This is a genomic window from Rufibacter immobilis (assembly GCF_003721565.1).
GTDB lineage: Bacteria > Bacteroidota > Bacteroidia > Cytophagales > Hymenobacteraceae > Nibribacter > Nibribacter immobilis.
Window position 1 is genome coordinate 219,180 of record NZ_RJJE01000009.1, and the last position, 22,936, is coordinate 242,115.

Annotated in this window: 19 protein-coding genes; 7 read left to right on the top strand and 12 right to left on the bottom strand. The window is 50.9% G+C overall.

All coding sequences use genetic code 11. The features are described 5' to 3' along the window. Positions 1 to 179 precede the first annotated feature (179 nt). The 4 genes from EFA69_RS08210 to EFA69_RS08225 all read right to left on the bottom strand — a co-directional run bounded on the left by EFA69_RS08210 (position 180) and on the right by EFA69_RS08225 (position 4,455). Positions 180 to 1,013, bottom strand: coding sequence for a hypothetical protein (locus EFA69_RS08210; protein ID WP_221175695.1), 834 nt, complete (start codon positions 1,011 to 1,013; stop codon positions 180 to 182). A gap of 277 nt (positions 1,014 to 1,290) precedes the next feature. After that, on the bottom strand, positions 1,291 to 1,812 hold the full coding sequence (locus tag EFA69_RS08215) for a DUF6702 family protein (RefSeq protein WP_123132618.1): 522 nt from the start codon (positions 1,810 to 1,812) through the stop codon (positions 1,291 to 1,293). Between the two features lie 87 nt (positions 1,813 to 1,899). Further along, complete coding sequence (rseP, locus tag EFA69_RS08220) at positions 1,900 to 3,213, bottom strand: RIP metalloprotease RseP (RefSeq protein WP_123132619.1); 1,314 nt, start codon at positions 3,211 to 3,213, stop codon at positions 1,900 to 1,902. Positions 3,214 to 3,300: 87 nt separating this feature from the next. Then, a complete protein-coding gene (locus EFA69_RS08225) occupies positions 3,301 to 4,455 on the bottom strand; it encodes a 1-deoxy-D-xylulose-5-phosphate reductoisomerase (RefSeq protein WP_123132620.1) in 1,155 nt (384 codons plus the stop codon). 505 nt (positions 4,456 to 4,960) lie between these two features. On the opposite strand from EFA69_RS08225, the gene EFA69_RS08230 reads away from it, so the two are divergent. Next, positions 4,961 to 5,755 (top strand): GLPGLI family protein, encoded by a 795-nt coding sequence (locus EFA69_RS08230; RefSeq protein ID WP_123132621.1) that lies wholly within the window; start codon positions 4,961 to 4,963, stop codon positions 5,753 to 5,755. Positions 5,756 to 5,758: 3 nt separating this feature from the next. Next, positions 5,759 to 8,380: a carboxypeptidase regulatory-like domain-containing protein gene (locus tag EFA69_RS08235; RefSeq protein ID WP_123132622.1), complete on the top strand. Its 2,622-nt coding sequence runs from the start codon at positions 5,759 to 5,761 to the stop codon at positions 8,378 to 8,380. A gap of 93 nt (positions 8,381 to 8,473) precedes the next feature. Here the strand turns inward: EFA69_RS08235 and EFA69_RS08240 are convergent, their stop codons facing one another. Next, positions 8,474 to 9,769 (bottom strand): hemolysin family protein, encoded by a 1,296-nt coding sequence (locus tag EFA69_RS08240; RefSeq protein WP_123132623.1) that lies wholly within the window; start codon positions 9,767 to 9,769, stop codon positions 8,474 to 8,476. 82 nt (positions 9,770 to 9,851) lie between these two features. Then, positions 9,852 to 11,351 carry a GH3 auxin-responsive promoter family protein gene (locus EFA69_RS08245; RefSeq protein WP_123132624.1) on the bottom strand — a complete coding sequence of 500 codons (1,500 nt, stop codon included), beginning with the start codon at positions 11,349 to 11,351 and terminating at the stop codon, positions 9,852 to 9,854. Positions 11,352 to 11,596: 245 nt separating this feature from the next. Here EFA69_RS08245 and EFA69_RS08250 point away from each other — a divergent pair, with 245 nt between their 5' ends. Beyond that, complete coding sequence (locus EFA69_RS08250) at positions 11,597 to 12,034, top strand: OsmC family protein (protein WP_123132625.1); 438 nt, start codon at positions 11,597 to 11,599, stop codon at positions 12,032 to 12,034. Positions 12,035 to 12,099: 65 nt separating this feature from the next. Further along, positions 12,100 to 12,597 carry a hypothetical protein gene (locus tag EFA69_RS08255; RefSeq protein WP_148041304.1) on the top strand — a complete coding sequence of 166 codons (498 nt, stop codon included), beginning with the start codon at positions 12,100 to 12,102 and terminating at the stop codon, positions 12,595 to 12,597. A gap of 90 nt (positions 12,598 to 12,687) precedes the next feature. On the opposite strand, the gene EFA69_RS08260 is transcribed toward EFA69_RS08255, so the two are convergent. The 5 genes from EFA69_RS08260 to EFA69_RS08280 form a co-directional block, all read right to left on the bottom strand. Then, positions 12,688 to 13,326, bottom strand: coding sequence for a peroxiredoxin (locus tag EFA69_RS08260; RefSeq protein WP_123132627.1), 639 nt, complete (start codon positions 13,324 to 13,326; stop codon positions 12,688 to 12,690). Positions 13,327 to 13,662: 336 nt separating this feature from the next. Beyond that, entirely contained in the window at positions 13,663 to 14,112 is a 450-nt protein-coding gene (locus tag EFA69_RS08265) for an RrF2 family transcriptional regulator (protein WP_123132628.1), read from the bottom strand. A gap of 22 nt (positions 14,113 to 14,134) precedes the next feature. Continuing rightward, complete coding sequence (gene dnaA / locus EFA69_RS08270) at positions 14,135 to 15,559, bottom strand: chromosomal replication initiator protein DnaA (protein ID WP_123132629.1); 1,425 nt, start codon at positions 15,557 to 15,559, stop codon at positions 14,135 to 14,137. Between the two features lie 96 nt (positions 15,560 to 15,655). Continuing rightward, positions 15,656 to 16,591, bottom strand: a complete 936-nt coding sequence (locus tag EFA69_RS08275) for a bifunctional metallophosphatase/5'-nucleotidase (RefSeq protein WP_123132630.1) — start codon at positions 16,589 to 16,591, stop codon at positions 15,656 to 15,658. A 128-nt stretch (positions 16,592 to 16,719) separates the two neighbouring features. Continuing rightward, positions 16,720 to 17,490: a 5'-nucleotidase C-terminal domain-containing protein gene (locus EFA69_RS08280; RefSeq protein ID WP_123132631.1), complete on the bottom strand. Its 771-nt coding sequence runs from the start codon at positions 17,488 to 17,490 to the stop codon at positions 16,720 to 16,722. A gap of 478 nt (positions 17,491 to 17,968) precedes the next feature. On the opposite strand from EFA69_RS08280, the gene EFA69_RS08285 reads away from it, so the two are divergent. After that, a complete protein-coding gene (locus EFA69_RS08285) occupies positions 17,969 to 18,202 on the top strand; it encodes a hypothetical protein (protein ID WP_123132632.1) in 234 nt (77 codons plus the stop codon). A gap of 211 nt (positions 18,203 to 18,413) precedes the next feature. Beyond that, positions 18,414 to 19,367, top strand: coding sequence for a citrulline utilization hydrolase CtlX (gene ctlX, locus EFA69_RS08290; protein WP_123132633.1), 954 nt, complete (start codon positions 18,414 to 18,416; stop codon positions 19,365 to 19,367). 145 nt (positions 19,368 to 19,512) lie between these two features. Here the strand turns inward: ctlX and EFA69_RS08295 are convergent, their stop codons facing one another. Beyond that, the gene (locus EFA69_RS08295) at positions 19,513 to 20,262 is read right to left on the bottom strand and encodes a DUF72 domain-containing protein (protein WP_123132634.1); all 750 of its coding nucleotides are present in this window, start codon (positions 20,260 to 20,262) and stop codon (positions 19,513 to 19,515) included. A 720-nt stretch (positions 20,263 to 20,982) separates the two neighbouring features. On the opposite strand from EFA69_RS08295, the gene EFA69_RS08300 reads away from it, so the two are divergent. Further along, positions 20,983 to 22,806 (top strand): methylmalonyl-CoA mutase family protein, encoded by a 1,824-nt coding sequence (locus tag EFA69_RS08300; protein ID WP_123132635.1) that lies wholly within the window; start codon positions 20,983 to 20,985, stop codon positions 22,804 to 22,806. Positions 22,807 to 22,936: the final 130 nt, after the last annotated feature.

Genomic DNA, 22,936 nt, shown 5'->3' on the forward strand with positions numbered 1-22,936 from the left:
CGTATTGATCCTTGACTGCGGGACTCCCCTCCCGGGAGGGGTAGGGGTGGGTTAAGTGCGTTTAGCGGCTCTTTTTCTGGAATTAGGCCCAAAGCAAGCGACCCAGATAAAAACAAAAAAAGCGTTTAGGGGCTGTTTTTGAAAAAACAGCCCCTAAACGCTTTTTTTGGCCTGCGCTTCTACAGCTTAATGGAATTCCCTTTCTTGTTCCATTTAGGAAGAGGTGGAAGGGCTGGCGTTCTGTCTTCTGGCCGGGGAGCGTCTTTTTTGAGTTTACGCCCGCCCACATTCACAATGAACCCAATGCTGAACACGGAGTTACCGGCCGTCATGAAGTCACGGTTCTTCAGCCCGAAGTTACTGCCGCTGGTGTACTGCAACTGGATAGATGGCGTCAAGGACATGCGGGTGTAGAAAATGGGCTCAAAGAAGATGTTGTCCTCGGTGGGCTGCTTCACATCATTCCGGATGAATTCACTCATGTTGAGGTAGCTCAGCCGGAGGGCGGTGCCGTAATTGAGCGTGTGCTCATTCCCGAACAGTTTCAACAGCCGTTTTTTCTTGGAGGAATAATTTACCTGTAGAAAATACTTATTGAAAGTAGTCTCCTGGCGGTCATAGGTGATCAGTCCTTCGGAGGATTTGTCTTTGTAGGTGCGGTCGCTGCTGCCGTGGCCAATACCGGCGTACACTTCCAGCACCCGGTTCTGGTTAGGCCCGAAGGTGGTAAAGTAGCCGCCCCCCGCCTCCAGCAGGTTATGCCGGAAGTCTTTCTTGTCATTGTTATTGTTCATCATGGCTCCGCTGAGCAGCACCCCCACATGGTCTGTGACGGCGTAGGCAGAGTTGAAACTGGCGTTTCCTTTGAGGGTAATGTGTCCGCTGGTGCTCAATTCACCTTTGGAGGTGAGCATAGGGGTATTGGGCACGTTGGGCATGTACACAGAGGAGCAGCCGCTTACACTTACCACTCCCGCCAATAAACCCACTACACGTAGAAAGCTTTTTCTCATAAAACAGTAAAAATAATCATCGGTACCAAGTGTCTTCCGCCTCTCTTTCCACAAGGCAACTTGGTATCCTTCACTCACTGCCCAAGGCAAAACCGCGCAAAGACGCTACATCCAGGCAGCCTCTACCCTTCCGCGGTTAACGTTGATTCTGGTCTGGAAAGGTACGGATTCTAGGACTCAGGAAAAAGAACTCCGCTCCCTCTCTTGCGTTCGCGCTGCCTTCAGAAGATGCCTTCCGCCGGAGAAACCCCTATTCTCAGATGGGGAATTAATTGTCTTACAGTTGAATAACCTGCTGGGTATCGCCGGTACGGCAGAGAACGGAGCGTTTCTTACCCGCTACCTCTAAATTGAGGATGTTGGTTTGGTCGTCAAAGATCTCCACCAGCAGAGCGTTCTGCACCCACACCTGGCCTGAGGTTAATTTACCCGCCGGAATCTCCAGGTACAGCCAGATGGCGTCTGCCTCTTCCTGAGCCCCTATAAATTTCTGGGCGGCGCGGGTACCACGGGTGGTGGAGATGGCCAGGTGCGTCTGTAGATATTCAGCAATCAGTTTATTTACCCGCTCAGACCGGTCTAGCCGGATGGTAGTTTTATGCCGGCGGCTCAGGGCCTCTTCCAGGTCATCGGCGAACACCCGCACCGAAAGCTCATAGGTTTGGGTCTTTGGGTTGTAGCGGGCATCTGTGATGCTGGTATGGAAATCATGCGCCCATCCCGTAAACGGAGCTAAAATAGCCAGCAGCAGAATACCCCCAATGGCTATTAGCAGCCCTTTCTTCCTTCTTGTTCTCATTCTACTCCCCTTTAAACAGAGAAAGACGCAGTATGCTTGCGTCTTTCTCTTCTAATTTTTATCAAGAACACCTCTTGGGTGAATCTTCTAATTGAACAGCAATTTAAAGAAGTCATTGAAAATGGCGAAGCCCATGAGGCCCAACAGCAACACCATGCCTACTTTCTGCGCATTTTCCAGGAACTTATCTGAAGGCTTGCGGCCCGAGATGATCTCATAGGTGAGGAACATCACGTGCCCGCCGTCCAGGGCCGGAATAGGCAGGAAGTTCATGAACGCCAGCACCATAGACAACATAGCCGTGATGGCCCAGAAATTGATCCAGGAGAAATTGCCGCCAAAGATCTGGGCAATACCAATAGGACCGCTCAAGGCTTTAGAAGGAGAAACTTCGGCTCTGAAAATCTTCGCGAACCCTTTGATGTTGGTGGTAATGACAGAGAACGCTTTCTCGGCGCCAATTGGAATAGAAGCCAGTAAACCGTACTCGCGGGTGGCCCGCGGCAATAACAACTTAGGCATAAAACCAATGGTGCCGTCTTCCTCCACAGTGGCTTTAAGAGTCAGTTCCTGCGTTCCGCGCTCCACCTGCAGGGCAACCGGCTTTCCTTTGTTTACCTGCAGGGCCTGCTGAAACTCATGGAAAAACTGAATGGGTTGGTTGCCTACCTGTGTAATTCGGTCTCCGGGTTGCAGACCGGCGGCCGCCGCTGGGGTTTTGGCTTTTACCGCCTCTACCTGGAACGGCTCACGGGCCATAATGAAACCGGCTTTGTCACCGTCGGCAAGTTTGTCGATCAAATCAGATGGGACCGGAACCTGCACCTGCTGCCCGTTGCGCTCAACGGTGTAGGAACCGTTTTGGCCCAACAGAACATCAGGGTTGTAGACGTCCTGGAACTCCACCAAGGGCTTTCCGTTCACGGCCACAATCTTATCGCCGTCGCGGAGACCAATCTGCTCACCAATCTCGTTGGTTTCAATGCCGTACTGCACGTCTTTGGCCAGTAGGTAGCTCTCGCCATACATGTAGGTTAATGCCGCAAAAATGATGATGCCCGTAATTACGTTAAAGATGATACCGCCCATCATGACAATGAGACGCTGCCAGGCGGGCTTGGCCCGGAACTCCCAAGGCTCCGGCTCCTGTGAAAGCGAAGCGGTGTCCAAGGACTCGTCTACCATGCCCGATATCTTCACGAAACCTCCCAGCGGAATCATGCCAATCATATACTCGGTCTCGCCTACCTGCTTGCTCACCAGTTTGGGCGGAAACCCGATGGCGTATTTCTCCACCCGCATCCCAAACCATTTGGCCGTGAGCATGTGGCCTAATTCATGTATCCCTACCAAGATGGTCAAACCCAGAATTAACTGGCCGGCCATTACTAATGCATCCATTGAAAGAAATTATGAGGTCTGCGCCAAGGCATTGCACTAACAAGCCCCGCCGTTTTATGTTTTTAAGTTGATGGTTCTGGAAAAAATTTACGCCTGCATCAGGCTCTCTGCCAGACGGCGCGCTTCCTGGTCGGTTTGCACATAGTCGTCCAAAGAAGGTTCGGCAATATACGCAACTTTAGCGAGACAGTCAGAAATGAGGTCAGACATCTCCAAAAAGCCAATCTCCTCCCGCAGAAACGCCGCTACCGCTATTTCATTGGCCGCGTTCAGGATACAGGGCGCATTCCCACCTTTCTCCATGGCTGCAAAGGCCAACCCAAGGTTCTGGAACGTGTTCAGGTCGGGCTGCTCAAAGGTAAGCTGCGGATAGTTCAGGAAGTTGAACCTAGGGAAATCTGCCTTGAGCCGCTGCGGATAATTGAGCGCGTACTGAATGGGCAGTTTCATGTCGGGCAAGCCCATCTGCGCCTTGAGCGAACCGTCTTCAAACTGAACGAGCGAATGCACAATAGATTGCGGATGCACCACCACTTCTATCTGATCGTTCCGCAGCCCGAACAGCCATTTGGCCTCAATCACCTCCAGCCCCTTGTTCATGAGCGAAGCGGAGTCTATGGTGATTTTAGCGCCCATCTCCCAGTTTGGGTGCTTGAGCGCCTGCGCTTTGGTCACGGTCTGCAGAAACTCCCGGCTCTGGCCCCGGAACGGACCACCGGAGGCGGTAAGGATGATTTTCTCTATGGGATTATGGAATTCGCCGGCCAGACACTGGAAAATAGCACTGTGCTCTGAGTCTACCGGATAAATGTTGACGCCTTTCTCCCGCGCCAACTGGGTAATTAACTGCCCGGCCACCACCAGCGTCTCTTTATTGGCCAGGGCAATGGTTTTTCCCGCTTCAATGGCTTTGATGGTAGGCTGCAACCCGGCGTACCCCACCATGGCGGTAAGTACAATGTCAACCGTGTCCATCTGCACTACGCTATTCACGGCGCCCATACCGGCATACACCTTAATTGGATACGCCTCCAGGGCCGCCCGCACCTGCTCATAGAGTTCCTCCTTGGTAATGACCACCACATTAGGCTGAAAGGCCATGGCCTGCGCAATGAGCAAATCTGCGTTGGAATGGGCGGTAAGCACCTCCACCTCAAATGCCTGTGCCTGTGCCTGTATCACGTCCAGCGCCTGCGTGCCAATGGAACCCGTAGAGCCAAGAATAGCTATTCTTTTCTTCATGTAATCTTCTTGAAGCCGTTTAGAGGCCGTTTTTGCGAAATTAAGGGAAAACTGTGGGTTTGCCTACTATGCCCCAATCCCTTCTGCCATGGCAAACTTCTAACCCTCTAAACTCTTGCCTTGCTTTTACAAGACGGCCGGAAAATCAAATGCCTCAGAAAGCTGCTTTTTACTATGCATCACCATATGCTATTAGATACTCCTTGCCAAGTTAAAGTAACTCTATCGCATGATCCTACACGCATGTGTTACAGTTGAAAACATTCTTCTCCTCTAAATAAGATAAAACGTTTTAGATTTTGCTTCTATCAGAAATTACCTTATTTTAGACAGGCGTCTATCCCTATACAAATTTACATGTAGGAATAGAAAAATATATCTATAATCATACAAACTATTCTCTTCTCATCTTTCCTATTTAAACTAGAAGCAAAGGCAGCATATATACTTTGAAATTATTTATAAAAAATCATTAATATCTCAAAAAAAATAAACGCGCTTCAACATGCATAAAAGACATATATTATTACTTATAAAAACACTTCTTTTACTAGTCCACTCCTATACATTTGCACAGCAAGCCACCGGAGTTGTTTACTATGAAGACATTGAAAGCCTGGGTGCTCCAGGCGCCAATTTGAAGCCTTTTAACGCGGCATTATATTTCTCTCCAGAAGTAGCTCTTTATGTAACAAGAATAGATTCCCTGGAAAACGGCAAGAAAAACATTTCTAAAACGTATACAGATGCGAACGGGGCTGTAAAAGGCATAAAATCCAGCAGTACAGATAAAGGCCTATTTAATATAACATATCGTAAAGAGAGCAAGCTGATTAGCAATGCACGCTTTAAAAGTAATTTCACTTATCAAGAAGCCCTGCCAGAAATTAGTTGGAAAATATCAAACCAATCAAAAGAAATAGGAGGCATAAAAGCCATCAAAGCCACTACTAAATTTAGAGGAAGAAACTACACAGCATGGTTTTCTCCAGAAATTGCGGTTCCCTTAGGCCCCTGGAAACTACAAGGGCTTCCTGGTTTGATTCTTGAGGCACACGATGACCATAAAGAGATTCACTTCATTTTCAAAAAGATAGTTTACCCCTATAAAGGGAAAATACTTTTCCCCGAGGTAAAGGGCAATCTCCCTGATTTGACTGCATTAAAAAGAGAACAAGATCTTAACTACGAAAATAATCTGAAGTACCAAAGAGCCATTGCTGAGCAATATGCCGGTTCTATAAGCACGGAAGGGAAAACAACTGAATATAGAAAGCGCTATTTCGAAATCTTTGAATAACTGATGCGCCACATTTTCCTTCTTATCTTCTTCATCAACGCATTTGCCCTTCATGCTCAGGATTACCAAATAACTGGCTTCATCAAAGACAAAGAAGGAAAGCCTATTGAATTTGCCAACGTACTTCTTCTCTCTAACAAAGAAGAGGTGATTACCTATGCTATATCAAAGCAAGGCGGGGAGTACTCTTTGAAATTTAGCGCAACAGCAGGCGACAGCTTATGGCTCTCCGTTCGTTATTTGGGGTATAACGAGTTCAGAAAAGAAATTTCTATCAATTCCACTCCTACTGTTCTCTCCATAGATGGTATTCTTACCCAAAAGAATGAGAACCTGGATGAAGTGGTTGTTATTGAATCTTCCAGACCAATTACGGTTACGCAAGATACCATCACCTATAATCTAGACTTCCATACAGATAAGAATGAACAAACTGTTGAAGATGTTTTAAAGAAACTGCCGGGCGTTTCTGTGGCAGATGACGGCACCATTAGATATGGGAATAAGGAGATAAGCAGAATTCTGATAGACGGGGACAATTTAGTGGATGACCAGTACACCCTATTAAGTAAGAACCTGGACAGTGACCTGCTCAAAAACGTGCAGGTGCTCCGCAACTATGACGAGAATCCATTGCGCAAGAAGTTTGGGGAGGGAGATGAAGTGGCCATAAACCTATCCATAAAGGAAGACAAGAAGAACATCCTGTTTGGTAAACTAAGTGCAGGATCAGGGACGAACCAACGTTACAACACAAAATCCAATCTAGGCCTCTTAAAAGAGCAGTTCAAAGTTTTAAATATTAATGACGCCAATAACAATGGCTTCCAAACTAGCCCTAAGAACACTTATAAGAATCTAGCTTTACAAGATTTATGGGAATACAACTCAAAAAAAGAGGCATTCGCTACACCCGTAGTTCAAAATGAAGTAAACCAACCTGGATTTCTAAAAGCAGAAGAAGCGTTACCCAACAAATCAGAGCTAGGTTCTATTACTACTTCCTACAAGTGGAACAATAACCTGAGCATTAGGTCTCTTACCTATTTCTCTAAAGACAAACTGTTCTTTGATAACAATACCTATACACGGTTTCTTACAGAAGAGCAGCCACTCACTTATACAGAACAAATTCATGCAAGGCCCGTCAACAGAAACCTTTACCTCAATACGGAATTAAAATACTACAACCAGAAAAACTGGTATACTACCTTTGAAGCCGAATATAGACGAGAGTCACCCCTATGGAATCAGGGGCTACTGCTAAATGACAAGGCTATAAAAAGCGCGTCTGAGGCTTTACAACACTATTTCAACAATCATCTATATGTCACGTACCAAGCCTCAGAGTCTTTTCTATTAGAAAATTACGCCTATTTCTCCTATTCCAGAACAACCCAAGACTTTTTTGGACAGGGCATCAACTTTAGACAAAGATTAGAAGAGGCAGATCTACAACAATTCTCGAAAGAACGAAAAACATATGCAGGCCTGAATAGCAGACTAAAATTTTCTAATGCCAGGAGACGCATTCATTTAGCCGTAGGCATAGAGAAAGAAAATGACCACCTACAAGCGAATATTTTCTCCTCAGAGAGCAAAATAGAGGATAGTTTACAGAGTAGCCGGAAGTTGAACTTCACCAACTTTCATGAACAAGCCAGCTACACCTTTTACTTGCAGCAAAATAAGAGCATAGAGGTAGAGGCTGGGTTTACCCATAAGGTAACAGGCAAAGCTCTTGCAGAAGATTTTCACTTAGTGAGGAGCGGAATCACCTATCTTTTCTCAGTGCCAAAGGCAGGCAAATTCGCGCTAAATTATACCTACCGGCAACAATTGAGCGACTATAGTAGGTTTTACAATGGGTATGCCCTCAAAGACTATAGAACCTTGGTGGGGGGAGCAACCCACTTACTTAGGGTAAACAGTAATGCACTGGGCTTCACCCATAATTACCAAGATTTGGCCAATGGCTTTTTGCTCTTCAACATTGTCTCTTACACCAGCTATGATAAAGGGTATATCACACAAAATTTTATCAACGAAGATTTTACCGTAATTGAGACAGAGGAGGGAAAAGGAGGAAGGCTCCTTTTAGCGCAAAATCAAATCACTACTTACGTGGCCCCACTCTATACAAGCTTTAAATTGGAAAGCACCTTCAGCCATACCCTTAATTATCTGTCAATTAACTTAGGACCTTTCCAAAAGGCAAAGAACTATAACGTGTCCTCCAGGTTTTCAGGAACCACCTATTTCAATTTTCCTGCTAATCTTAGATTTTCTGCTGAGTACCAGAAGAACCGTAGCACTTTCAACGAGGCTAGTTCACAGGTTAACAACTATATACTTAGCAACGAGATTATCTTTAAGCCTAATGAGAAGCTAGTATTCACCACAAACCACAATTTCTATCACCTGTCTGGCAACAAGCATTCCTTCCTAGCGGTAACGGTAGACTATAAACCAGAAAGGAGCAAGTGGGCTTTTCAACTTTCTGGCCAGAACCTGTTGGGTGTCCAGAACTTCCGCACCATCCAGACAAGCGATTTCAGGTATTTTGAGCAGAAAACCTTGATTAATAAACGCTACATTATGCTAATGGCACATTTACGCCTATAGAATGCCTGAATACTGTCTTATTCACAACTACGTGCCGTTAATTCTGTTCCCTAAATGAGGGGAAAGCCTCTAGTAAATCTTTCCCGCCGCTAGCTAAGGCTGCTCAGTCGGCGCGGCCAAAGCCTGTACAATGAGCTTGTCTATCTTGATGCCGTCCATGTCTACCACTTCAAAGCTGAAGTTTTTGTAGTCAAACTTCTCCCCCACCTCGGGCAGACGGCCCAGATGATGGATCACGAAACCCGCTAGCGTGGAAAAGTCCGGGGATTTTTCTTCCAGCAATTTCTTTTTCAGGCTTTTGTTCAGTTCCCGAACGGGAACGGAGCCACTCACCAGGAACGAGTGCTGGTCGCGGCGCACTACCAGCGGCTCGGCCAGTTCATCGGTATCCGGGATGTCGCCTACAATAGCTTCCAGAATGTCATGCAGCGTGATAATCCCTTCCACGGAGCCAAACTCATCCACCACAATGCCCATGTATTGCTTGCGCAGACGGAACAGGTTCAAGACGGCATGGGCAAGCATCGTCTCGGGGATGAAAAGAGGCTCCAGCAGAATACTCCTGAGCGGCAGGTTTTTCCCCAACAGGTTCTCATAGAAATCGCGGGAAGTGAGCACGCCCACCACGTTGTCATGGGTGGTATCGTACACCGGGAACCGGGAGTGCACGCTGCGCTGCAATTTCTCCTGAATGGTCTCCAGGGAATCTTGCAGGCACACCCACTGCACGTCCATACGGTGGGTTTTAAGGTTCTTGGCACGCTGCGCCGAATAGTTGAAGATGTTCTGGTGCAGATCGCTCTCGTCTTTGTCCAGCACCCCCTGCTTGCCCGCCGTCTTAATGATCTGCCGCAGCTCTTCTTCAGACAGCTGTTCCTCCTCTGGCTCTTTAATGCCCAGTAGTTTGATCACCAAATTGGTGGAAGCCGACAGCAACTTCACCAGCGGCAACGTGAGCGTGGTAAACACCTTGATGATGGGAGCCACCGTAAGCGCAATCTGCTCGCTGTTGCCCAAAGCCAGGGTTTTAGGGATAAGCTCGCCAATCACGATGGAGAAATACGTGATCAACCCGATGACCAGGATAATGGAAAGCTCCTCTGAATAAGGAACAAGAAACGGAACCTTCACCAGCAGGCTCTGCATGTCATCTGAGAAAGCGGCTCCCCCGTACGCCCCAGACACAATCCCGATGAGCGTGATACCCACCTGCACGGCAGAAAGAAAATCTTCGGGTTCGGCCAGCAGTTGCAGCACCTTTTTCGCGCCCTTGCTGCCTGCCTGCGCTTTACGCTCAATCCGGCTTTTCTTCACTGAGATAATGGAGATTTCTGACAGGGCGAAGAACCCGTTGAGCAGTGTGAGGATGATGATAATAAGTAGTTCCATGACAAGATTTCAGTTAGAGGAACGGCTTTATGGCACGGGTGGTATGTTGTCTGCGTATTTAAACCTCAAAGAAACGCCCCCCTCAACGCCCGAAGATAGCCAAAAGGCCATCTGCTAGGGTGCGGTCATTGCTCAGGCGGGGCACTTTGTTCTGGCCACCCAGCTTGCCCTGCCGCTTCATGTACTGCTGAAAAGCGTCTGGCGGCAACAGCGTCACTTTTAAGGTAGCCAAAATGTTCCCGGCAATGAGATCATCATAATAGCTGTTGCGGCGGCGCAGGTGCAGGTCCAGGGCTTTGGCAAACTGCGCTGGGTCATGGGGCGGCGTGTCAAAAGCAATGAGCCACTCATGATAAGAGGGCGCATCGGTTTGGCTCACGTACGGCGCCACGGTGAACTCGGTCACAGCTACTTCCGGAAACTCAGCCATGGCATCTTTCAAGGCGCCCTCCACTTCCTCGCCAATCACGTGCTCGCCAAAAGCCGAGATAAAATGCTTGAGACGGCCGCTCACCACCAGTTTATGCGGGTACAAAGACGTAAACTTCACCGTGTCGCCAATGGAATAGCCCCAGAGCCCGGCGTTGCTGTTAATAATGAGCGCATAGTTCACGCCGGTCTGCACCTCAGCCAGCGTGAGGCGACGCGGGTTGGGCTGGTGAAACTCCTCGGCGGGAACAAACTCAAAGAAGATACCGCTGTCGGCTAACAAGAGCAGCCCGGGGTCGTGCTGCTGGTTCTGGAACGCGAAAAAGCCCTCTGAAGCCGGGAATGTCTCAATAGAATCTACCTTACGGCCAATGCTCTCCAGCAGCTTGGCCCGGTACGGCGCAAAGTTCACCCCCCCGTACACAAACAGGTTGAAGTATGGAAACACGTCTTTGATCTGCTTGCCGGTGCGGGCCATGATCTTGTCAAAGTACATCTGCACCCACGGCGGAATGCCCGAGATGAGCGTCATGCGCTGATGCAGGGTTTCGCCCACAATGGCGTCCAGTTTGGTTTCCCAGTCTTCAATGACGTTGGTCTGGTAGCTGGGCAATTGGTTTGTGCGCAGATAACCCGGCACGTGGTGGTTCACAATACCAGACAATCGGCCGGTGTTAATGCCGGAAATCTGCTCCAGCACGGGACTGCCGCTAAGGAAGATCAGCTTCCCGTCCAGAAACTGTGCCCTTCCGGTTTCATGGATGTAATTGAGCAGCGCATTTTTGGCCCCATTGATGTGGTTGGGGATAGAATCCTGGGTAATGGGGATGTACTTGGTGCCCGAGGTGGTACCTGAGGTTTTGGCGAAGTACAGCGGCAAACCTGGCCAGAGCACATCGCGCTCCCCTTGCTTGAGCCGGTCAAAATATGGCCGGAGCGACTCATAGTCGCGCACGGGCACGGCCTGGGTGAACTCCTGCGGGGTCTGGATGTCCTTGAAATGGTGATCTTTCCCAAAGGCGGTATTTTCGGCTTTCCTGATGATGGACTGAAACACCTGCTCCTGCGCCTGGGCCGGTTGCGCCATCCAGCGTTGCTGGCGGCTTACTACCCAGGATGCCAATGGTTTACTCAAGAACGCTTTTATTCCCATGTACTGAAGTTACGGTTAGTCACTGGCAGAAGCTGGGCACCCGCAACAGTTGGACTGCCACATCTGCCTCTGCAAGCCGGTAAAGATAGTAATTTGCTTAGGTTCCTTTCCATGCCCGGCCGTTGCGTTTAGGGCCTCTTTTTCCAAAAACGGCCCTAAACAGCATTGGCCCCTCCTTGCCCTGTACAACCAGAGTTCTTATTTTACAGTACTTATACTCATACAAACTAAAATCAACCAAAACTATGGCTACAAACACTGGCACCGCTACTTGGGAAGGCGGCCTTAAAAGCGGGAAAGGCACCGTTTCCACCCAAAGTGGCACCCTAGACGCACGTTTTTCCTTCGGGTCTAGATTTGAGGAAGGCACCACCGGCACCAACCCCGAAGAATTGATTGGGGCAGCCCACGCCGGCTGTTTCTCCATGTTCCTGAGCAGCCTGCTGGAAAACGCGGGAACCCCGGCCACTTCTGTGAGAACCGAGGCCAAGATCACCTTGGGCAAAGACGACACCGGGCCTTTCATCAGTAAGATTGAATTAACCACAGAGGCAGACGTGCCCGGCATCTCCAACGATGACTTGCAGCAACTGGCCCAGAAAGCCAAAGAAGGCTGCCCTATTTCACGCGCGTTGGCCTCCGTGCCCGAAATCACGCTCAAGACCACCTTGAAGGGCGCGTAAACCCCACAACCGGCCCTCCGGCAGGTATTGAATTTTCACTATCTTTGCCCCATACAAATTAATGCATGAAATCATTGGCTAGGGTTGGGTTGCGGCCGTCACGCGACCACAGAATTTCCTTCGGGGTGCAGTTGGCACTGGTTGTTTTATGGTTGGCGTACGGCCTGTTCCTCATCATGACGGAGCCGGGCAACTCCACCAATGACCGGCATTTTATCCATTATGTGTTCCTGATTCTGGCCTTGGGGTACCTGGTGTTCATTCTGGCCCAGAACACTTCTGTGTTTGGGCGTCAGTCTTACCTTGAGATCACCCCCGCCTACGTGGTGGAGAAACGCGGACATTTCAAGAAGAAAATCGCGGTTCACCTGCAGGATGTGACGGAAATAAACTTAACTCCCGCTCAGGCCCGCTTCTCCATGCGCGACGGCAGCCGTTGCCAGGTGAGCCTCAAGCTCATCAGTACCCGTAAAGGGCAGCGGGTGGCCAAGGAGAAAATTCTGGAAGTAGCGGAAAAGCACGGCATCCCGGTAACTGAAAATTCTGGCACCAGCCGTAGATAAGCCGTTTAGGGGCTCTTTTTCCAGAAACTCGTCTAAAACAGAGGCGGCCATTCTTTGCAGAATGGCCGCCTCTGTTTTTATGGCTGAAATTTAGTCCAGGTTAGGCTGGGGCGTTAACCGCAGGTACGGTTTCACCACAACGTGGCCTTTGGGGAACTTGGCCTCTACTTCTTCCTGCTTCACCGATGGCAGAATCACGCAGTCCTGGCCGTTTTCCCAGTTGGCCGGGGTGGCCACGCTGTGATTGGCAGTCAGTTGCAGGGAATCAATCACCCGCAGAATCTCAGCGAAGTTACGGCCCGTGGAAGCGGGGTAGGTGAAAATCAGTTTTACTTTCTTGTCTGGCCCAATGATGAACACAGAGCGTACCGTAAAGGTATCGCTGGCGTTGGGGTGAATCATGTCATACAGGTCAGAAACCTTACGGTCTGGGTCCGCAATGATGGGGAAGTTGACCGTGGTGTTCTGCGTCTCGTTGATGTCGGCAATCCAGCCGTGGTGTGAGTCTATGGGGTCTACGCTCAATGCGGCCACCTTCACGCCTCGGCGGTCAAACTCATCTTTGATTTTAGCCACTGCGCCCAGTTCTGTGGTGCAAACGGGGGTATAATCACGGGGGTGCGAAAACAGCACGGCCCAACCGTCGCCAATCCACTCATGGAAATGGAGGGTGCCTTGAGAGGTTTCTGCGGTAAAATCAGGAGCGATATCGCCAAGTCTTAATGCCATGGTTTTATTTCAGTTTCAGGTGAAAGAGCGGGTTTAAGTTCATCTACTTGCGGTCAGTCAATCTCCCCAAAGGAAGCCACCAACCTCAAATCTCTATAGATGAAGTAGACAAATAAAGAGAGCAATTGCCAGAATTCCAACTAACCAAGTCAAAAGTTGAGGAACTGCCAGAAAAAACAGAGAACTGTTGACATTCCTGAGCGGATTTAAACCTGAGACTCAGGCATATTGAATAGGCAAAGTGCCTCAGTTCCTGTAGGTGCCTAAAACGTTTAGGGGCCGTTTTTGGAAAAACGGCCCCTAAACGGAAAACTCAATTATGTCTGTTGAGGAAAATTAAATCTGGTTCGCCTCTTCTTCCACCATCAACGCGGTCACTTTGGAGAAATCGGCGAGGTAGGTGGTGTCCAGTATGTCACAGGTGGCATCGCGCACGCGCTTCATGAGCAGGCGTATCTCACAGGTAGACTCGTCTACGCATTCATCACATTTCTTGTAGTACAGGTGGCTCACGCAGTGCACCGGGGCCAAAGGCCCGTCAATCATCCTGATCACGTTGCCTACTGAGATCTGCGCCGGGTCTTTCACCAACGTATAGCCGCCGTTCTTGCCGCGGGTGCTCTGCACAATCTGCTGCACTTTCAGGTCTACCAGAATGGCTTCCAGAAACTTACGCGGGATGCGCTCTGCGGTGGCAATCTCAGAGATAAGCACCAGACCACGGTCATGCTGCTTCGCCAAATAAAGAAGTGCTTTGAGCGCGTACTTGGCCTTTTTTGAAATCATAGGGTGTAGAGAAAACGCGTTGTTAAACCGCCTTCACCTTGAACTTCTTCTGCAGCTCCTGGATAGAAGCCTTGAATTTTTTGTCGGTGTCAATCAGGTCAGACACCGTCTGTACTGAGTGGATTACCGTGGAATGGTCGCGGCCGCCAAAATGGTACCCAATGGACTTAAGCGAATGGCTGGTGTATTCCTTCGCGAAATACATGGCCACCTGGCGCGCCGTCACAATCTCTTTCTTGCGGGTTTTGGCTTTGAGCGAATCCAAACTCACCTGAAAATACTCGGCCACAGTTTTCTGGATGAAATCCAGGTTTACCTCGGTCTCCACATCTTCAATAATGTGCTTGAGCGCGGCTTTAGCTAGTTCCAGGTCAATCTCTTTGCGGTTCAAGGAGGACTGCGCTATCAACGAAATCAAGACCCCTTCCAGTTCCCGCACGTTGGTGTCTACGCTGTAGGCCAGGTATTCAATCACGTTGTCTGGGATGTGGATGCCGTCACTCTGCATCTTTTTCTGGATGATGGCCATACGGGTTTCAAAGTCGGGGCTCTGCAAATCGGCGGTGAGACCCCACTTGAAGCGCGATAACAGACGCTCTTCCAAACCTTTGAGGTCACGTGGCGGACAGTCTGAGGTCATCACAATCTGCTTGCCGCTCTGGTGCAGGTGGTTAAAGATGTGGAAGAACATCTCCTGGGTTTTCTCCTTCCCGCTCAGGAACTGCACGTCGTCAATGATGAGGATATCTACCAGCAGGTAGAAATTGGCGAAATCCTGTACGTTATTGGTTTTCAGGGACTCAATGAACTGGTTCACGAATTTCTCTGAAGACACGTACAGCACAAACTTGTCTGGGTTGTTGCCTTTGATGTGGTTGCCAATGGCCTGCACCAGGTGGGTCTTGCCCAAACCTACGCCGCCATACACCATTAAGGGATTAAAGGAAGTGGTACCGGGCTTGTTGGCCACGGCATACCCCGCTGAACGCGCCAGACGGTTGCAGTCTCCTTCAATATAATTCTCAAAGGTGTAGCTCTGGTTTAGCTGGGAGTTGAAAAAGTGCCGGTCAATGGCTTTGGACTCAAACGGGTTCTTCAGGAAGCTCCGCTCCGGGCTGTATGAATTGACAACCGCACTGGGCACTTTTTTAGTGGGGATATTTACCGTCTGGGGCTTGCTGTGGTCGTTGCCTTGGTCTACAATAATAGAGTATTCCAAACGGCCCTCAGAGCCCAGTTCCTGGAACACCACTTTCTTCAGGAGGCTTACATAATGCTCTTCCAGCCACTCATAGAAGAATTGGCTGGGCACCTGTATGGTGAGCACATTATTAGCCAAAGACAACGGCACGATGGGCTCGAACCACGTCTTGTAGCTCTGCTCGCCAATGTTGTCTTTGATAACTTGTAAACAGTTATGCCAGACGGTTGTACAGTCTTTTACCATTAACATCGCTTCTTCCAATCCCGCGTTTATTTGAGTGTAGAATTTTTCAGGGGGTTACAAAAATGGAAAAAAACTCCTGAGAAAAAAACTTGAAGATTACGAAATAATAACACGGTCATTCAAAGGCAGCACAGAAGCCGTTGCGGCCGTTTTTGACTTGTTTTTTCTCTGGAAGGTAAAGTCTATGCGGCCCAGGTTAATCCCCGACCAACCCACCTGATTCACCAGGGTCACGTGCCCGTCTGCGTGGGTAATTTTCTCGGGCTCGTCCAGGAACGTATGGGTGTGTCCACCAATGATGAGGTCTATGCCGCTCACCTGCCGGGCCAGTTTCCGGTCATCAATTTTGTTGTACTTATAGTCATAGCCAAGGTGCGAAAGGCATATCACCAGGTCTACTTTTTCCTGTTCTCGCAGGGTTTTCACCATTTGCCGGGCGGTAGCCACGGGATCAAGGTATTGGGTGCCGGCAAAGTGGTTATCGGCTACCAGGCCCGCCAGTTCAATCCCCAACCCGAACACGCCCACGCGCACGCCTTCTTTCACAAACACCTTGTAGGGCTCAAATCTTCCTTTTAAAATGGTGTTGGAGAAGTCATAGTTGGCAATGAGGAACGGGAACCCGGCATGGGGCAACTGTTTCTGCAAACCTTCCAGCCCGTTGTCAAAATCGTGGTTGCCCAGGGTGGCGGCATCGTAGCCCATCTGGGTCATGAGCTTGTACTCCAGCTCTCCCCCGAAGAAGTTGAAATAAGGGGTTCCCTGCCAGATGTCGCCGGCGTCCAGCAACAGCACATTAGGTTCCTGCGCCCTGATCTGCTTTACCAGCGTGGCCCGGCGGGCCATACCGCCCATGCCCCCGTTCTTGCGCCCATCATTGGGGAAAGGATCTATGCGCGAGTGCATGTCATTGGTGTGCAGAATGGTAAGTTTGATAGGGGCCGCCGCGGCAGTTCCCAAGGTAGGCAAGCCCAACACCGCCAAACCGGCCGCTCCGGCTACTGTATTCTTTATAAAATCGCGACGATTCATCTTTTCTGGCATCAAGTATCGTGTAGCAAGTAGCACGATGTCTGAATAATAATTCTTTGGTTAGGAGGCTGTATTGTACCAGTTTGTAGCATGCTAAGTCTTGCTACCTGATACGCGATTCGTGCTACTTACTTAATCACTTTCACCCGGCCGTCTTTCTGGGCGGTCACGGGTTTGCCCTGGGCGGTGTGCTGCTGAATCTCTTTCATGATGGCATCACGGGCCAACAAACCTGCTTTCTCTGACTTGAGCGCCTTTTTCAGGAAGCCCATGTTGTCGCCGCCGTTGGCCAGATAGTCTGAGATAGCCAGCGTGTAGGTCTTATTTATATCTAAGGGCTGCCCCCCAATGGAAATGGCCTCGGCTTTGCCGTTGCGCACGGTGTAGGCGGCATTGGCGATAACCAGGATTTTGGTGCGGGCCGCGAAGTCAAACATTTCCTGCACGGTGGCGCCAGAGAGGGTAAGAACCATCATCTCGTTCTCAAAAGGCATCAGTTCAAAGACATCGCCCACGGTGATGGGACCCTGGTCAATAGGATTGCGCAGGCCGCCGTTGGTCATGCCTCCCATGTCCACGGGTTTGCCATACACGGCCATGACCTGGGTACGGCTCAGGTCGGCCACGAAATTGCCCAGCGAGGACTCATATTCGCCTTTCTCCAGGGCCACGGGCGCCTGCCCAATCACTTCGTTCATGGTTTGGTCTACCTTGATACGGAAGGGGGCGATGGTGCTTTCAGCGGTAGGGTCTGGGGTAATCTGGGTATTGACGGGAATATCTGTGTTGACTGACAGGCTGACCGAAGGGACTAATTCCTTCTGGCACCCGGCCAGCGCCAAGGTTATTCCAAGCCCCAGCGAAAGTCCGCGGGTCCGGAAGAGAGAAAATAGAGACATGATTAACTACTGATTTTACCAAAGATACGGGAGCAGGCCCAATAAAAGCAACCTCCTTTACAGCGCATCTAGCTCGTTTCAGGGCAAAAACAGCCTACAACACAGTCTCTTCGGTTTCTACGCATGCCTCTTAACCTCTTGACATTGAATAAGTTTTTATGTATCATTGTTTCACATCGGTTCTATACCTGTCGCATAAGGTTTAGTAATACCGCTACTATGGCAAAGAACGTCCCGCTCTTTTTCCTCCTGTTAAAGCGGCGGAGGCAACCTGTTTCCTGGCCTGCTTCCGCACAGCGCTTCAAGGGCATTCTCCCTTTCCGGCATATCTATGCCGCGTATTGCCGGGCCAAGACAACGAACCTTGTATTTCCCCCGCCCAAACTGGGTCTTTCTTGTAGTTCGCGTTGCTTTTAGGCTTCTTGCTTACCAGAGCAGCGTTCCGTTCACCATCACTTCACCCCAAACCATCTACAACATGAGCACATCCTATTTACAGTACAGTAAATTCATTCTCCTGAAAGTAAGCTTTGATGCCCTGCTGTTTGAAAAGGAATTTAGGAAATGCCTGCGCCTCCTGCTCATCCATGAGATCAGGGAACTTAAGCGCTGGTGCCGGGCCACGTTCCCCAAGCGTTTCAGGGGCATTATGGGCCGGTGTTTCCGGTATTTCTGGCGCAACCGTCCGGCCGCGGCAGCCAGTAAAAAGTAGCACTCCTTCTTGTACCTGCTTTCCTTGAACAGGATTCTATACTTCAACCGCCATCCCCGTTCCTGACTCTGCCCCCAGACCAGGAACGGGGATGTTGTTTTAGGCCTGTTTTTGGAAAAACGGCCCCTAAACGCAAAGAACGCCTTCTCCCCGTTTCCGTAAGGTTCTTGATTTTGCCGTATCTTGCGGTGCCCACTAAACTGGCACTTACATGGAATCTGAAAACAAACTGCCCACGCACCCCAACGCTCCGCTGGCCACCCAGGTATTACTGGTACGCCCCGCCCGCTTCGGCGCCAACCCAGACACCGCCGCCTCCAACCCCTTCCAGCAGGAGGTTCCGGCCGGCACAGAGGCCAAGGTGCAGCAGAAGGCGCTGGACGAGTTCAACCAATTCCTGCTCCGGCTGTGGGCCGCCCGCATAGACGCCCTTGTGCTGGACGATGTGGAAGACCCCGCCACCCCCGACGCCATTTTCCCCAACAACTGGATTTCGTTCCACGAGGGCGGCAAAGTGGTGCTGTACCCCATGTTCTCCCCCACCCGCCGCCTGGAGCGCCACCCAGACCTGCTAACCCAACTGCAGCAGGAACACCAACTGCCGTTCACCCACCTCATTGACCTCTCCCATTTTGAGAACGAGGGCAAGTTTCTGGAAGGCACCGGCAGCCTTGTCCTGGACCGCCAGCACCGCATCGCGTACGCCTGCCTCTCTGCCCGCACCCACCTGGAGCCTTTGCAGGAGTTCTGCCGGCAACTAGACTACCGTCCGGTTGTGTTCCATGCGGTAGACCAGAACGGCCTGCCCATTTACCACACCAACGTGATGCTGAGCCTGGGCGCCGACTTTGCTTTGGTTTGCCTGGAGGCTATCCCAGACGAGGAGGAACAAGGCTTTCTGCTGGAGGCTCTCATTGAAAGCGGCAAAGAGATCATTGACCTCAGTCTGGCGCAGGTGAAGAAAATGGCCGGCAACATGCTCCAGGTGCGCAACAAGGCTGGGGAGCCCGTGCTGGTGATGTCTGAGAAAGCCTACAAAGCCCTGCGCAAAGACCAGTTTGAGGTACTGAACCAACTCACCAAAATGGTCCGTTCAGACCTGCGCACCATTGAAGCCCACGGCGGCGGAAGCGCCCGCTGCATGCTGGCCGAGATCTTCAGGTAAAATTTCTCTGCTTGCGGTACACATTCCCGGAGAGGGAAGATTGAATGAGCTATTTCTTACCGGAGTCGGCTTTCGTTTAGGGGCCGTTTTTCTGAAAACAGCCCCTAAACGCAAGCCGACTCCGTTCTGTCACAATTCTGGAAATTTACAGATTCAGGATGGCCTGCTTGAGCCGCTGGGCATCTGACGTGGCGTTGCCGCCGATGGTGTTGTTGAAGAAGCACCAAACGGTTTTCCCGTCCTGGAGCCAATCCTGCGCCATATAGGCGAAGCGTTCCATTTCCTCCTCTGGGTAAGCGCCGCGGTACAGCTGTTCATGGCCGTGCAGCCGCAGATAAACCGTATTGGTGGTAGACGCCGCCAGCGCAGGCCACTTCTTCCCGGCACTGATCACCACCAGCGTGATGTTGAATTCCTCCAGCAGTTCCAGCGCCTCCTCCGTATGCCAGGACGCGTGCCGCACCTCCAGCGCGAACACCGTGTGGGGGTACAGCTCCCGCAGAAGCGTGAAGAAATGTTTGGCCACCAGTTCATTGAAATGGAAACTGCCCGGCAACTGCACCAGCACCGGCCCCAGACGGTCGCCCATGAGCAGGAAACGGTCCATCCATTTGCGCAGCGGTTCTTCTATGTTCTGCAGGCGGTTCTCATGCGTGATGCTCCGGTGCAACTTCGGCGCGAACTTAAAGTGCACCGGTGTTTGCTCCAGCCACTTGAGAATAGTCTTCTCCATGGTGAAGTGGTAAAAGCTGCTGTTGACCTCGGTGCAGTTGAAATGCTGCGCGTAGTACGGCAGCATCTCGACTGATTTCAGGTCCTCGGGGTAAAAGATGCCGCGCCAGGCGTAGCTCCAGCCGGAGGTGCCTATGTAGAGTTGGTTTTCTGCAATGTCCATGTTCTAGGGTTTTGCCTTAAGACGCAGGATGGGCTTTGGGGTTGTGTGTAATCGGCTTTGCCGGAGGAGTCATGAGATCTCTACTTTTATGCTTTGGGCACATGTCTTGGCTCGCCTGCCGTTTTACCTGTTTTGGCGCTGATTCTGGAAAAAGAGGCGCTAAACGCTTTTTAGTGCTTCTTTGGCTGATGCCAATGGCTTTGCCGCTTGACTAGGGCTTTTGGTGCTGGGTTGTTTCATATCTTCCGGTAAGCGCTCACGGCCGCGAGGCCCCGTCTTCCCCTCTCGCACTGCCCTTGCGGCCAGGTTAGTGCCGTTTTTTCTTAGTTTCTGCTTTTCGTTGGCCACAAGCGAGGCGCTCGAAGGAAAGACTGGAATTGGTGCGTTTAGTAGAGGCTGTTGGAGGCTTTATGCAGTGATCCAGCAAGTGTAAACCCACCCCTACCCCTCCTAGGAGGGGTAGGGGTGGGTTTACACTTGCCGCATTACCGCCTGCTCCCAAAATACTTCACAGCGTCTGGAGGACCTGCTAACGTCTGCGCCGATTCCCGTTCCTGACCTATTCTTCCATAACTCAGAACTCTGGACTTAGAACTCAGGACTCCCATCTAGCGTCTCTTTTCCTGAAATCAGGGCAAAAACGGGTGGCGGATTTCCGGTGGGGGCCGTAGAAGTGTGTGGGCAAAAAACTATCTTTACCCCATCATACACCCTCGTTCTATGACGAATTCTAACGCTTCTGATGCCTTGTTCCCGGAGTTCAGCCCCATCACGCCCGAACAGTGGAACGAAAAAATCAGACAAGACTTAAAAGGCGCCAATCCCGCTGACCTGCACTGGCAGAGCTATGAAGGAATTGACGTGGCCCCTTTCTATACCAAAGAGAACTTACCATCGGCGGCTCGTCCCAGCCTGTACCCAACCCTGCGTACCAGCCCCAACGGGCAGAACGACTGGCTTAACCTACAACCGGTCAGGGCCCGGGGCAAAGGCCATGAGGCCATTGACAAAGCCGCCAACGCCCTTACCCGGGGAGCCGACGGCATCCATTTCATTATAGAGCACGGCGTAGACTTTGACGTTGACTACCTGCTGCAGAACATTGCGGTGGCCGAGGTACCGGTTTCTTACACAGTTTCCACTGAGGCCGCTAATTTCCTGCACCACCTGCTCACCGGTCTGTACCGCAAAGACATTCAGTTAAGCCAGTTGCGCGGCTTTCTCAAGTGCTCGCCCATTCTCTATTCTGAGAGCTACAAGCAGCTGGACATGGAACATGCCCTGCACCTGCTGGAACAAAGCCTGGACGCTCCTAATTTTTACGCCCTCACCATCAACGGTTCGCACTTCAGTAACAAGGGCGCCACGCTGGTGCAGGAAATTGCCATTAGCCTGGCCATTGCCGTGTGCTATACCAACGGGCTCACTGAGCTTGGCTTGCCTTTGGAGAGCATCTTCCGTAACATGCAGCTCCACCTCACGGCGGGCACCAATTACTTCTTTGAGATTGCTAAGTTTAGGGCGGTGCGCCTGCTGTGGGCCAAGGTAGTGGAAGCCTACGGTGCCCCTGCCCAGGCAGCCGGCGCCTTGCGCATCCATGCCTCTACCTCGCATTGGCACCAGGCTACGTTAGACCCGCACACGAACCTGCTGCGCCACACCACAGAGCTCATGAGCGCCATTATTGGCGGCGCAGATTCTGTAGAGGCGGAGCCGTTTGACAGCACCTATAAAGAAGCCAACCCCTTTAGTGAGCGCATTGCCCGCAACCTCTCCATCATCCTGAAAGAGGAGGCGTACCTGAACAAAGCCATTGACCCGGCGGCCGGCTCCTATTATATAGAGTCCCTCACCCAGCAGATCGCGGAGAAAGCCTGGGCTCTTTTCCAGGAGATTGAGGGCTTGGGCGGCTTCATCCCCGCCTCCAACGCGGGCTTTATCCAGAACCTGCTCAAAGAAACCAGCGAACGTAAATTCAAGGACATCGCCAGCGGCAAGGAAGTAGTGTTGGGCACCAATAAATTCCCGAACACCAACGAGAAGCACGAGTACAACCCGGAGCAATTGCTTCAAAGCCGGGAGTTTGACAATACCCGGGCCGCCTATCCTTATGAGGTGATGCGCCTGGCCACTGAACTGCACTTCCGTAAGAAACAGCGCCGTCCGTTGGCAGTGGTGGTGCACATGGGCAACGCTATTCAGGAGCACATCCATGCGTCTTTCGCGCGGGAGTTCTTCACCTGTTCCGGCTTCACCACCCAGGTGCTGCGCGTGAAAACCGTGAACGAAGCCCAGAGCGCCGTGCGTGATGTAGAGGCGCAGGTCATTGTGATGGCCGCCCCAGACCAGCAGTTCCACGAGTTTGCCGAGCAATTCGCCAAGGCCATGCGGGCCCAGCACAAACAGGGTCCGGCCCTTATCCTCGCCGATGATCCGCTGCACCTGAAAGACGAACTCCGCGACCACGGCTTTGACGAGTTCCTGTTCCAGGGCTGCGACACGAAGGAAATCATAGCCCGCATTCAGGAGAGACTAGGGGCCTAAGCGCACAAAGTGCGCTAGTTCTGAGTTCTGAGGCTTGAGTCGTGCGTCATGAGTTGTAATTATCTCTCTTTCGTTTTTGGCCTGTTTTGCCGAAAACAGGTTAAAAACGAAAGAAGCCGCCACACTCCCT

Excerpts from the sequence above, each read along its gene's own strand:
- EFA69_RS08210 (WP_221175695.1), bottom strand. The coding sequence starts at position 1,013 with ATGAGAAAAAGCTTTCTACGTGTAGTGGGTTTATTGGCGGGAGTGGTA.
- EFA69_RS08215 (WP_123132618.1), bottom strand. The coding sequence starts at position 1,812 with ATGAGAACAAGAAGGAAGAAAGGGCTGCTAATAGCCATTGGGGGTATT.
- rseP (WP_123132619.1), bottom strand. The coding sequence starts at position 3,213 with ATGGATGCATTAGTAATGGCCGGCCAGTTAATTCTGGGTTTGACCATC.
- EFA69_RS08225 (WP_123132620.1), bottom strand. The coding sequence starts at position 4,455 with ATGAAGAAAAGAATAGCTATTCTTGGCTCTACGGGTTCCATTGGCACG.
- EFA69_RS08230 (WP_123132621.1), top strand. The coding sequence starts at position 4,961 with ATGCATAAAAGACATATATTATTACTTATAAAAACACTTCTTTTACTA.
- EFA69_RS08235 (WP_123132622.1), top strand. The coding sequence starts at position 5,759 with ATGCGCCACATTTTCCTTCTTATCTTCTTCATCAACGCATTTGCCCTT.
- EFA69_RS08240 (WP_123132623.1), bottom strand. The coding sequence starts at position 9,769 with ATGGAACTACTTATTATCATCATCCTCACACTGCTCAACGGGTTCTTC.
- EFA69_RS08245 (WP_123132624.1), bottom strand. The coding sequence starts at position 11,351 with ATGGGAATAAAAGCGTTCTTGAGTAAACCATTGGCATCCTGGGTAGTA.
- EFA69_RS08250 (WP_123132625.1), top strand. The coding sequence starts at position 11,597 with ATGGCTACAAACACTGGCACCGCTACTTGGGAAGGCGGCCTTAAAAGC.
- EFA69_RS08255 (WP_148041304.1), top strand. The coding sequence starts at position 12,100 with ATGAAATCATTGGCTAGGGTTGGGTTGCGGCCGTCACGCGACCACAGA.
- EFA69_RS08260 (WP_123132627.1), bottom strand. The coding sequence starts at position 13,326 with ATGGCATTAAGACTTGGCGATATCGCTCCTGATTTTACCGCAGAAACC.
- EFA69_RS08265 (WP_123132628.1), bottom strand. The coding sequence starts at position 14,112 with ATGATTTCAAAAAAGGCCAAGTACGCGCTCAAAGCACTTCTTTATTTG.
- dnaA (WP_123132629.1), bottom strand. The coding sequence starts at position 15,559 with ATGGTAAAAGACTGTACAACCGTCTGGCATAACTGTTTACAAGTTATC.
- EFA69_RS08275 (WP_123132630.1), bottom strand. The coding sequence starts at position 16,591 with ATGAATCGTCGCGATTTTATAAAGAATACAGTAGCCGGAGCGGCCGGT.
- EFA69_RS08280 (WP_123132631.1), bottom strand. The coding sequence starts at position 17,490 with ATGTCTCTATTTTCTCTCTTCCGGACCCGCGGACTTTCGCTGGGGCTT.
- EFA69_RS08285 (WP_123132632.1), top strand. The coding sequence starts at position 17,969 with ATGAGCACATCCTATTTACAGTACAGTAAATTCATTCTCCTGAAAGTA.
- ctlX (WP_123132633.1), top strand. The coding sequence starts at position 18,414 with ATGGAATCTGAAAACAAACTGCCCACGCACCCCAACGCTCCGCTGGCC.
- EFA69_RS08295 (WP_123132634.1), bottom strand. The coding sequence starts at position 20,262 with ATGGACATTGCAGAAAACCAACTCTACATAGGCACCTCCGGCTGGAGC.
- EFA69_RS08300 (WP_123132635.1), top strand. The coding sequence starts at position 20,983 with ATGACGAATTCTAACGCTTCTGATGCCTTGTTCCCGGAGTTCAGCCCC.